The 10,827-nt window shown below is 59.8% G+C and carries 9 protein-coding genes, 1 tRNA gene and 2 pseudogenes; 2 read left to right on the forward strand and 10 right to left on the reverse strand.

What is annotated here, in order from left to right:
• The 8 genes and pseudogenes from ACPYOJ_RS32455 to ACPYOJ_RS32490 all read right to left on the reverse strand — a co-directional run.
• Positions 1-178, reverse strand: a pseudogene (locus ACPYOJ_RS32455) (purine-nucleoside phosphorylase); the annotation flags it as partial.
• Positions 175-564, reverse strand: coding sequence for a cytidine deaminase (locus ACPYOJ_RS32460; protein ID WP_007827313.1), 390 nt, complete (start codon positions 562-564; stop codon positions 175-177). The pseudogene ACPYOJ_RS32455 and the gene ACPYOJ_RS32460, both read right to left, overlap by 4 nt.
• A 3-nt stretch (positions 565-567) precedes the next feature.
• A complete protein-coding gene (locus ACPYOJ_RS32465; protein ID WP_481419917.1) occupies positions 568-1,539 on the reverse strand; it encodes an ABC transporter permease in 972 nt (323 codons plus the stop codon).
• Between the two features lie 10 nt (positions 1,540-1,549).
• Positions 1,550-2,653 carry an ABC transporter permease gene (locus tag ACPYOJ_RS32470; protein ID WP_481419918.1) on the reverse strand — a complete coding sequence of 368 codons (1,104 nt, stop codon included), beginning with the start codon at positions 2,651-2,653 and terminating at the stop codon, positions 1,550-1,552.
• A gap of 7 nt (positions 2,654-2,660) precedes the next feature.
• Entirely contained in the window at positions 2,661-4,172 is a 1,512-nt protein-coding gene (locus ACPYOJ_RS32475) for an ABC transporter ATP-binding protein (RefSeq protein ID WP_481419919.1), read from the reverse strand.
• A gap of 70 nt (positions 4,173-4,242) precedes the next feature.
• Complete coding sequence (locus ACPYOJ_RS32480; RefSeq protein ID WP_481419920.1) at positions 4,243-5,235, reverse strand: BMP family lipoprotein; 993 nt, start codon at positions 5,233-5,235, stop codon at positions 4,243-4,245.
• A 223-nt stretch (positions 5,236-5,458) separates the two neighbouring features.
• A pseudogene (locus ACPYOJ_RS32485) lies at positions 5,459-5,764 on the reverse strand (peptide-methionine (S)-S-oxide reductase); the annotation flags it as partial.
• Positions 5,765-5,801: 37 nt separating this feature from the next.
• Positions 5,802-6,119: a hypothetical protein gene (locus tag ACPYOJ_RS32490; RefSeq protein WP_481419921.1), complete on the reverse strand. Its 318-nt coding sequence runs from the start codon at positions 6,117-6,119 to the stop codon at positions 5,802-5,804.
• 223 nt (positions 6,120-6,342) lie between these two features.
• Here ACPYOJ_RS32490 and ACPYOJ_RS32495 point away from each other — a divergent pair.
• Positions 6,343-6,432: transfer RNA gene (locus ACPYOJ_RS32495), tRNA-Ser, on the forward strand.
• 323 nt (positions 6,433-6,755) lie between these two features.
• Entirely contained in the window at positions 6,756-8,501 is a 1,746-nt protein-coding gene (locus ACPYOJ_RS32500) for an ABC transporter ATP-binding protein (RefSeq protein ID WP_481419922.1), read from the forward strand.
• Positions 8,502-8,568: 67 nt separating this feature from the next.
• On the opposite strand, the gene ACPYOJ_RS32505 is transcribed toward ACPYOJ_RS32500, so the two are convergent.
• Together ACPYOJ_RS32505 and xth are read right to left on the reverse strand one after the other, a co-directional pair.
• Positions 8,569-9,810, reverse strand: a complete 1,242-nt coding sequence (locus ACPYOJ_RS32505; protein WP_481419923.1) for a DUF763 domain-containing protein — start codon at positions 9,808-9,810, stop codon at positions 8,569-8,571.
• A 55-nt stretch (positions 9,811-9,865) separates the two neighbouring features.
• Positions 9,866-10,639, reverse strand: a complete 774-nt coding sequence (gene xth, locus ACPYOJ_RS32510) for an exodeoxyribonuclease III (RefSeq protein ID WP_481419924.1) — start codon at positions 10,637-10,639, stop codon at positions 9,866-9,868.
• Positions 10,640-10,827 lie beyond the last annotated feature (188 nt).

Raw genomic sequence — 10,827 nt, forward strand, 5'->3', positions numbered from 1 at the left:
CTTCGCCTGCATGTCCAGAGACCGCGCTGACAGGAAAGCCAGGCAGATCCTCATAGGGCGTTCGCACAGCATTCGTCAGCTCGCCCACGAGGGAGCCGAGACCCGAGCCGAGAATGATGCCGTGACGCGGAACGAGCCCGCCGAGCCTACCTACGAGCAGATCGATGGCGGCGTTCATCCGAGTTCCGTCTCGAAGCTGAAGGGAAGAAGCTCTTCCATCGTCATGGTTTTCTTCACGCCGGCTTCATCGCAGAGATAGATCTTCGTGTCCTTGGACGCGAATTCGGAGATCTTCTGCCGGCAGCCGCCGCAGGGCGGGCAAAGTGGCAGCTTCTCGGCAATCACGGCCATTTCGACAATCTTCTTCGCCCCGCCCATGATCATGGCGCCGATAGCCGTCGGCTCGGCGCACCAACCCTGGGGGAAAGAGAGGTTTTCGATATTGGCACCGGTGTAGACCTTGCCGTCTTCAGCGCGGATCGCGGCGCCGACCGGGAATTTCGAATAAGGCGCATGGGCAAAGGCCATGGCACCGCGGGCGGCTTCGAAAAGGTCGTGTGACATCTATCAGCGCTCCTTGGTATAGGGGACTCCGCCGGCCTTCGGCGGCGTGGCGACGCCTATGAAGCCCGCAAGCAGGATGCATGTGAGAATATAGGGCAAGGCCTGGAAGATCTGCACCGGCACTTCCCCGATCAGCGGCACCTCCTTGCCCTGCATGAAGTTCGCCAATGCATCAAGGAAGCCGAAAAGCAGGCAGGCGAACATGACCGGCACCGGCTTCCACTTTGCAAAAACCAGCGCGGCAAGAGCGATATAGCCTTTGCCCGCCGACATATCCTTGATGAAGGCCGCCGATTGCGCAATCGCAAGATATGTGCCCGAGAAGCCGCAGAGGATGCCGGCGCACATCACGGAACGATAGCGCAGCCAACTGACCGAGATGCCGGCCGTATCGACGGCGCCTGGATTTTCGCCGACGGCGCGAAGCCGCAGGCCGAAGCGCGTGCGGTAGAGGATCCACCAGGAAAGCGGCACCGCCAGAAATGCGAGGTAGGTCAGAATGTTGTTGCCCGAGATCACGTTCGAATAGAGCGGACCGATGATCGGAACCTCCCGCATCGCCTCCGCACCCGGAAGCGTGATCGGCGCGAAGCGGCTCTCCGGAGAAAGCTGTGGCGTACGCCCGCCTTGGCCGAACCACGCCTGCCCGAGGACAATCGTAATGCCGGCGACGAAGAAGTTGATGGCCACGCCGGAGATGATCTGGTTGCCGCGATTGGTGATCGACGCAAAACCATGCACCAAGCTTAGTGCAACCGAGCAGAGGATGCCTGCAAGGAGGCCAAGCCAAGCCGAGTCCGTGATGTATGCGACGCAGGCAGCGGCGAAGGCGGCGCCCAGCATCTTGCCCTCGAGGCCGATGTCGAAAATGCCGGACCGCTCCGAGAAGAGCCCGGCAAGCGCGGTGAAGATCAGCGGAATCGACAGGCGGATCGTCGAGGAGAGAACGCTAATGAAAATATCGTAGTAATCCATCGCCGTCCCCTCACACCGTCTTGAACTGCTGATAGATGCGAACCATCGCCGGTCTGAACATATATTCGAGGGCGCCTGCGAAGAGAATGACGAGACCCTGGATCACCAGGATCATTTCGCGGGTGATGTTCGGCATCTCGAAGGAGATCCAGTCGCCGCCCTGATAAAGGATGCCGAACAGGATCGCCGAGAAGATAATGCCGACCGGATGATTTCGGCCCATGAGCGAGACGGCAATGCCGACAAAGCCGGCGCCACCGACGAACTCGACCTGCAGGCGGGCCGAAGACCCCATGACTGGATTAAGCGCCATCATGCCGGCCAGCGCGCCGGAGAGCAGCATGGCGATCATCACCGTGCGGGCATAGGGGATGCCTGCGTAGGAGGCCGCGGTCGGGCTGACGCCGAGCGTGCGCATCTCGAACCCCAGCTTGGTGCGCCAAATGAGCAGCCACACGAAGTAGGCCGCGACAAGGGCAATGAGGAAGGAGACGTTGAACGGCGCCGCACCCAGCTTTGCACCGAAGAGATTCATCAGCCATCCGAGCTTCGGCAGTTGGCCGCCTTCGAGGAAGGTGCGTGTTTCCGGCGCCATCTTGCCCGGCACGATCAGCACATGCACCAGCAGGTAAACCATCAGCGCCGCGCCGATGTAGTTGAACATGATGGTGGTAATGACGATGTGGCTGCCGCGTTTCGCCTGGAGAACGGCCGGAATGAACGCCCAGGCGGCGCCAAACAGGCCAGCACCGACAACCGCCACCGGCATTGTCACATACCATGGGACATAGTGGTCGAGCGCGAGCGCCACCAATGCGCAACCGAGGCCGCCGAGATAAGCCTGGCCTTCCGAGCCGATGTTGAAGAGGCCGGCGTGAATGGCGACCGCTACCGACAGGCCGGTGAAGATGAAGCTCGTGGCATAATACAGCGTAAAACCAATGCCTTCGCCGCTGCCGAGCGCGCCTTCGATCAAGAGCGACAAGGCCGCAATCGGACTTTCGCCGATCAGCCAGACGACGAAGCCCGAAATCAAAAAGGCAACGATCAGGTTCAGAAGCGGGATAAGGCCGTAGGCGATCCAATTTGGAAGAGGAACGGAAGCTGTGCTCATTAAGGCCTCACGCGGCAATGCCGGCCATCATCAGGCCGAGGGTCTGTTCACCGGCATCGGGCGTCTTCTCGCCGACGACGTGGCCGGCAAACATGACAAGGATACGGTCTGAAAGGGCGCGGATTTCATCGAGCTCGACGGAAACGAGCAGGATCGCCTTGCCCGCATCGCGCATCTCGATGATACGGCGGTGAATGAATTCGATGGCGCCGATATCGACGCCACGCGTCGGCTGGCCGATGATGAGTGCCGTCGGGTCGCGCTCGATTTCGCGGGCAACGACAATCTTCTGCTGGTTACCGCCGGAGAAATTGGCTGTCTTCAGACGGGGGTTCGGCGGGCGGATGTCATATTTCTCAATCTTCTCCATCGCGTCCTTGCGGATCGCCTCGAGATCGAGCAGCGGACCTTTGCTGTAGGCGGGCTTGCGGTGATAGCCGAGGACGGAATTCTCGTATTCCTCGAACTTGAGCACGAGACCCATATGGTGGCGGTCTTCGGGGATATGGGCAAGGCCGAGTTCGCGCAACCGCGCCGCATCGGCCTTGTCGATCGGCTGGCCATCGACGAAAATCTCGCCGGAATGCGGTTTGCGGATGCCGGCGATCGCTTCCAGAAGCTCGGACTGACCGTTGCCGGCCACTCCGGCAATACCGACGATCTCACCGCCACGCACATCGAAGGAGACGTTGTCGACCATGGTGACGCCGCGATTGTCCTTGACGGTAAGGTTGCGCACCGAAAGCACGACGCCACCTGGCGTCGCCTGGCCCTTTTGAACGCGCAGCAGCACGCGGCGGCCCACCATCAATTCGGCGAGCTCTTCAACCGTGGTTTCCGCGGTCTTGCGGGTTGCTACCATTTCGCCCCGGCGCATGACCGAGACGGTGTCGGTAATGGCCATGATCTCGCGCAGCTTGTGCGTGATCAGAATGATCGTCTTGCCCTGGTCGCGCAGCACCTTGAGGATACGAAACAAATGGTCGGCCTCAGCCGGCGTCAAGACGCCGGTCGGCTCATCCAGGATCAGGATCTCGGCGCCACGATACATGGCTTTCAAGATTTCGACGCGCTGCTGCAAGCCGACCGGGAGCTGCTCGATCAGCGCATCAGGGTTCACTTCCAGGCCATACTCCGTCTCCAGCCGCTTCAACTCAGCCCGCGCCGAGGCAACGCCCCTTGCCAGCAGCGCGCCGCCTTCGGCGCCGAGCATGATGTTTTCTAGCACTGTAAAATTATCGACCAGCATGAAATGCTGGTGAACCATGCCGATACCGGCTGCGATCGCGGCCTGGCTATCGCGGATAGTCACCGGCGTGCCGTTGACACGGATTTCGCCAGCGTCAGCGTGGTAAAAACCATAAATGATCGACATCAACGTCGATTTACCGGCGCCGTTTTCCCCGATGATGCCGTGGATCGTGCCCTTGGCGACGGTGAGATTGATGTCCTTGTTTGCGTGAACGGCACCGAACTTCTTGTCGATGCCCACAAGTTCGATAGCGGGCGTGTCTGTCACTGCAGGCTCCAATACGAAAAGGGCGTATGGCGGAAAAACCGGCCGCCATACGCCCCATCTCAGTGGCGGATCACTTCGGGCAAGAATTGTCCGTCGTATAATCGTGGACCTTGATGGTCCCTGCGATGATATCAGCCTTCGCCTTGTCGACGGCAGCCTGCATTTCCGCCGTGATCAGCGGCTTGTTGTGCTCGTCGATCGCAGCAGCGACGCCATCTTCCTTGACGCCGAGAGCCTGCATGCCGCCGGCGAACTTGTCGTTCTTGGCGTCACTGTAAGCATTGTAGACAGCCAGATCGACACGCTTGACCATCGACGTCAACACGGAGCCGGGATGCAGATAGTTCTGGTTGGAATCAACGCCGATCGAGAGCTTCTTGTTGTCGGCCGCCGTCTGGAGCACGCCGAGACCGGTTGCACCTGCCGCCGCGTAAACGACATCGGCGCCCTGATCGATCTGGTTCTTGGTCAGTTCACCGCCGCGAACGGGGTCGTTCCAGGCTGCACCGGTCGTGCCGGTCATGTTCTGGAAAACTTCGACGTCAGCCTTGACGGAACGCGCGCCCTGCTCGTAGCCGCATTCGAACTTGCGGATGAGCGGAATGTCCATGCCGCCGACGAAGCCGACCTTGCCGGACTTCGAGGCCATTCCGGCGAGAACGCCAACGAGGAAGGAACCTTCTTCTTCCTTGTAAACGACCGAGCGGACGTTCGGCTTGTCAACGACGGCATCAACGATGACGAACTTGGTATCCGGGAATTCGGCGGCGACCTTTTCGATCGCCGAGGTCCACGCGAAGGACACAGCTACAACCGGATTGAAGCCGCGGCTTGCGAAGTTGCGGATGGCCTGCTCGCCCTGCGTGTCGCCGGTCGGCTCGAAGTCGCGATAGGCAATGCCGGTTTCCGCCTTGAACTTCTCGGCACCGTTATAGGCAGCTTCATTGAAGGACTTATCGAACTTTCCGCCGGTGCCGTAAACGAGTGCCGGCTTGATGTCGGCGGCAAGCGCCGTCGTGGACATCGCAGCCACAGACAGGAGCGAAAGAAGGGTTTTTTTCATAATGCAGCCCTATTGTTGCTATTTGTTTGGGTCCTCCCGCAAGCCTGTTGCAGGCATGTCTGCGGAACTACCGGCCTCCCCCGAGACCTGGCTGGGCGCATCCTTGCATGTGCTACGAAAAAATTCACGAGAAATTTTTCGGCTGGTAAAAATTCCCCGTCGATGCTGAAAATCAGCCCAAGAGGGCTGATTTTCGTGCAAAACCGCCGCTAAAAGTGCGACTTTACCGAGCAATCGGGCAACTGACGCCGGTTCCGCGGAGCCCGCGATAGCCGTCCGGATTCTTGGCCAAATACTGCTGGTGGTAGTCCTCGGCATGGTAGAACTCGCCGGCCGAAGCGATCTCCGTGGTGATCTTCAAGCTGCGCCCGGCGGCTTTAAGCGCTGACTGGAAGGTATCGCGCACCGGCTCTGCGGTCGCCAGCTGTTCAGCTGTCGTCGTGTAGACGGCGGAACGGTAGGTCGTTCCGATGTCGTTGCCCTGGCGCATCCCTTGTGTCGGATCGTGCTCTTCGAAGAAGGCCCGAAGCGGCCTCAAAGCGAATACGTCAGAGCCGCCCGTCTTGTTAGGCGGTGAAGCGGCCCGCCACCGGCGGCTTCTTGTAGCCAATCATCCACAGCAAGAGAGCGATCACCAGAAAGATGGCAAAGGCCGGCTGCAACATCAGCCACCCGAACACGAAAGCATAGAAGCGCGGGTGCACATAGTAGGAAATCGACGCCTGCAGGGCAGACAGCGACGAAGGGCTCAAATCCTGCCAGGCATCGCCCATGGGTGTCATGACAACGGCGGATGCAGCAACGGACTGGATTGAATCGATCGTTCCCGCAATGACGGCCGCAGCGAGCGCAACAAGGCTGGTCAAACGCAACAAGAAACGCATCGATCCCTCCGACGCCCCACCGCCGGATTTTCCGGTCAGCCGCGCCATTCCCTAACCGAGCCAATAGATAATTATCGCGATGCATAAGCGCAATGGACAGCTTTGCCGGAGTTTTGTCGGAAGAGGTCAAAAAACTGTTAGATTTAGGTTGATCCCCGAGAATTCATCGGTATATATCGCGCCGTTCCGACGATTTGCTCCTCTCCGGGTGCGAAACGCAAATGGACAGGTGGCCGAGTGGTTGAAGGCGCACGCCTGGAACGCGTGTGTACGTGAAAGCGTACCGAGGGTTCGAATCCCTCTCTGTCCGCCATTTTTTGGATTTATGCCTTTTACAGGGAACTTAACATCGCGGTTGCCGATCGAGTGTCGCGTATTCAGCGTCGTCTCGATACGCCTGCCCTTTCGCAACTTGCCCGACTGCCTGCGCGACCTGAATATCATCGCAACGGTACATTCATCTGGCGGGGCGCTTGGCTCAATGCCAGCCCAACGGGACACATAATCGCAGCATTGCACTTGGTTCAGGTCATCGCCGCATGACGACAGCGACCTTATACCCGCGAGTTGGAAGCGAGTTTGACTTGCAAGGGACGGCTACCGCGGTTAAGCGAACCTTTCAACGGTGGACAGAGTATGGCAAGCAGCAGTAAGGCACGTAACATCATCAAGCGCGTTTTGTCGGAAAACGCCCGCGAGTATGCATTTCAATATGCGCTTGCGATCGCATGCCTTGTCATCATCTCGCTTTCGACGGCGTTTATCGCTTGGATCATGAAGTCTGTCATCAACGCGGCATTTGTCGAGCGTCGCGCGGATCTCGTTTGGGGCGTTTGTCTGGCAATCTTCATCGCCTTCGTACTGCGGGGATTTGCCAGCTATGGCCAAGCCGTAATTCTCTCAAAAATTGGAAACAACATAGCAGCACGATATCAGGTTCGAGCCTACTCCCATCTTCTCAAGCTATCGCTTGGATTCTTCAATCAGACGCGATCTGCGCGGATTGTTGCTCGATTGAACCAGAATATAAGCGGCGTACGGGATGTTATGAACCTCACGATCACATCGACAGTGAGGGACTTGCTCACATTCGTGTCGCTCGTGAGCGTCATGTTCATGCAGGAACCCTGGCTCAGCTTTTTTGTCTTTCTTGCGGCGCCTCCGCTCAGCTATGGACTGCGCAAACTGTCCAAACGCCTTCGCGCCGTGACAAGCGAAAACATTCATGCCGGCAGCTATGTATTCAGCGCCATGCAGGAAACGGTGCAGGGCATTGCCGTCGTCAAGGCGTTCACCCTCGAGAAGCCGCTTCAACAAAAGTTCGACGGGTTGCTTAGCGTGTCGGAGCGGCGCGCGAACAAGATCACTCGCGTTTCTGAACGATCCGGACCGCTGATCGAGACCGTCGCAGGCTTTGCTGTCTCGGGTGTTATCGCCTACGCCGCCTATCGGTCGGTCTACTACAATGTTCCGCCAGGCGGCTTCCTGTCGTTCCTCACAGCGCTTCTGCTCGCCTATGACCCGGCTCGACGGCTGGCGAGGGTGCCGGTTCAGCTAGCCACCGCTGTTACCAACGCTGAAATGATCTATGAACTCCTCGATACGGAGCTGCACCAGCGCGATCTGCCCGATGCGAAGCCGCTGGTCGTCACCGACACCCGGATCGAGTTCCGCAATGTATCCTTCGGCTATGGTCACGATGAGGTCCTCAAAGAGGTCAGCTTCGTTGCCGAAGGCGGCAAGACGACCGCGCTTGTTGGCCCTTCCGGAGCCGGAAAGTCGACGATCATCACCCTCATTCCGCGGTTCTACGACCCGAGGGCGGGAGAGATTTTGATCGATGGCCAGGATATCGCCCACGTGACGAAGCAGTCGCTGCGCGAGCAGCTGGCCTATGTCTCCCAGCAGCCATATCTCTTCGAGGGCACGATCCGCGACAACATCCGCTACGGCCGTCCCGAGGCGAGCGATGAGGAGGTGGAGCGCGCCGCGAGACTTGCCTACGCCCACGACTTCATTCTCGCCCAACCCCAGGGCTACGATACGCCTGTCGGCGAAAATGGCGTTACGCTTTCGGGCGGTCAGCGCCAGCGCCTTTCGATCGCGCGCGCCCTGGTCCGCAACGCGCCCATCCTCCTTCTCGATGAAGCGACGTCAGCACTCGATACGGAATCGGAAGCCGCTGTTCAGAAGGCGCTCGATGAGGCGATGGTGGGCCGTACAGTCGTCGTCATTGCCCATCGGCTGTCGACTGTTGTTGGCGCCGACAAGATCGTTGTCATGCAGGATGGCCGGGTTGTGGAGGAAGGCAATCATGACGGCCTTTCCGAAAAGGACAGCCTCTATGCGCGTCTTACGCGTCTTAGTCATGCTAACAGATGATCGTTTCCGGATTTTGGACATTCCAAATTCGGACCTGCGGTACTCCTATCCACGCGCTTTCGCAGGGCTAGCGATCCTTGCCTTCCCAGCCGAAGACGCTTCTGCCGCCCCAGTCGGGTGAATTGCGGAACTCGCCGGCGACGATTTCCTTGAGATCGGGACCGGTGACATATCGCTCCAGCTCGCGGGACTGATCGTCGAGGCGCTTCAACGCCTGCAATTCCTCCTCGCGGCCGAGCCGGCCTTTTTGAACCGCCGATTTCATCACCTTGATCGTCTCGTCATAGACCTTCAGCGGAACAGGAAAAGGATGCCGATCCTTGCCGCCATGGGCGAGCGAGAAGCGCGCGGGATCGGAGAAGCGGCAGGGCGCGCCGTGAACCACCTCGGCAACCATTGCCAGCGCCTGCACCGTTCGGGCTCCGACGCCGGGCACGAGCAGAAGCTCTTCGAAATCTTCCGGTCCGCGATCGGCAGCGGCGGCGAGATTGCCGTGAAGGCGTCTCATGTTGACGTCCTTTTCGCGAACGTCGTGATGGGCCGGCATGACGAGATGCGGCAGAAGCGGCTGGTCCGGCTGCGGCGAAGGCTTGGAGCTGTCGAGCGCCAGAGCCGCTGCCTCCCGCACGATGCGATCCGGGCCGAGCGTTGCGAGGAGCTCGAGCTGTCCGCTGCGCGAGCGCTCGGCACGCCTGTCGGCGAGATTGATGATATTGCCCCGGCTGCGGCCTTCGATTGCGGCATGCGGTGAATCGACGAAACTTTCGAGACCTTCCGACAGCCAGTGATAGCGCCGCGCCTGGCGCTTGTCGCCGTTCATGCCCTGCTGGACGACAACCCATTTGCCGTCGTCGGTGACAATGAAGCCATGGAGATAGAGATCGAAGCCATCCTGAACGGCGGCGCTGTCGACTTTGGCGACAAGCCTGCTCGCCGTCGCAAGCGAACCACCGTCGAAACCGACGCGATTGCCGATGGCGACGAGCTCGTCCGGGGTCTTGCGGGAATGCGAACCACGGCCGCCGCAGACATGCAGGCCAAGCTCGCCGGAAAGCGGCGTCAGCCCGCGTTTGAGAGCGCCGAGTACACTGGTGGTTATGCCCGACGAATGCCAATCCATCCCCATGACAGCGCCGAAGGACTGGAACCAGAAGGGGTGGGCGAGACGCCGCAGCAGTTCGTCGCGGCCGTAATGATGGACGACCGCTTCGGTGATCACTGCGCCGAGCTTCGTCATCCGCGCGCCGAGCCATCTCGGAACTCTCCCGCCATGCAAAGGAAGGTCAGCGCTGCCTGCTCGTTGTGCCATGCCCACACCATAGCCGGTTTCGACCGTTGAAGGAATCTTTTCCTCCGTGCTCGTGCTAGTCCGTGAGCTCGATCGAGACCGGCGCATGATCGCTTGCATGCTCCCAGCCGCGGACCTGCTTGTCGACCTCGCCGCTTTGCAATCGTTCCGCAAGAGCTGGGCCGAGGAGAAAATGATCAAGCCGAAGCCCGGCATTCCTGCCCCAGGCATTCCTGAAGCAATCCCAGAATGTGAATATCTGCTCGTCCGGATGCAGCTTGCGGATCGCATCCGTCCAGCCTTGCTGTACGAGCGCGTGAAAGGCCTCGCGCACCTCGGGACGGAAAAGCGCGTCGTCCAGCCAGCGCTCCGGTTTGTAGACGTCGAGCTCGGTAGGCATGACGTTGTAATCGCCGATAAGCGCCACGGGCACATCGAGCGCGAGCAATTCGGCTGCATATTCATGCAAGCGCGCGAACCAGCGAAGCTTGTAATCCCATTTCGGCCCCGGCGCGGGGTTGCCGTTCGGCAGATACAGGCAACCGATCAGGATGCCGTTTACCGCAGCCTCGATATAGCGGCTGTGGCTGTCGTCAGGGTCATAGGGCAATCCCCGCCTCGTCAGCACCGGTGTCGCGCCGCGCGCCAATATCGCCACGCCGTTCCAGCTCTTCTGGCCATGCCAGACCGCGCCATAGCCAGCGGCTTGCAGCTCCTTACGCGGGAACCTGTCGTCCGGCGCCTTGAGTTCCTGCAGGCAGACGATGTCAGGCTTTGCGATCTTCAGCCAACGGAGCAGCACGGAAAGGCGGCCATTGATGCCGTTGACGTTATAAGTGGCGATCTTCATGCCGCGAAGACCCGCGGCTCAGATCGCAGAAGAATTCGGGTCTGGCTCATCGGGCGTCCTCCAGCATGGAAACGCATGGTGAAGCAGGAAGATGCGCCGAACCCTGTGGGGGGGGGGGATCTCCGAGCCCACGAGACTACGCTGCATCTGGGGTGCCGTGTTCTGTTTGGGAAAGGGGGGGGGGGGGG

Source organism: Rhizobium sp. SVR5-9E (genome assembly GCF_056755095.1).

Coding starts and splice junctions, on each gene's coding strand:
- xth (WP_481419924.1), bottom strand. CDS start 10,639: ATGAAGATCGCCACTTATAACGTCAACGGCATCAATGGCCGCCTTTCC.
- ACPYOJ_RS32505 (WP_481419923.1), bottom strand. CDS start 9,810: ATGGCACAACGAGCAGGCAGCGCTGACCTTCCTTTGCATGGCGGGAGA.
- ACPYOJ_RS32460 (WP_007827313.1), bottom strand. CDS start 564: ATGTCACACGACCTTTTCGAAGCCGCCCGCGGTGCCATGGCCTTTGCC.
- ACPYOJ_RS32490 (WP_481419921.1), bottom strand. CDS start 6,119: ATGCGTTTCTTGTTGCGTTTGACCAGCCTTGTTGCGCTCGCTGCGGCC.
- ACPYOJ_RS32500 (WP_481419922.1), top strand. CDS start 6,756: ATGGCAAGCAGCAGTAAGGCACGTAACATCATCAAGCGCGTTTTGTCG.
- ACPYOJ_RS32480 (WP_481419920.1), bottom strand. CDS start 5,235: ATGAAAAAAACCCTTCTTTCGCTCCTGTCTGTGGCTGCGATGTCCACG.
- ACPYOJ_RS32465 (WP_481419917.1), bottom strand. CDS start 1,539: ATGGATTACTACGATATTTTCATTAGCGTTCTCTCCTCGACGATCCGC.
- ACPYOJ_RS32470 (WP_481419918.1), bottom strand. CDS start 2,653: ATGAGCACAGCTTCCGTTCCTCTTCCAAATTGGATCGCCTACGGCCTT.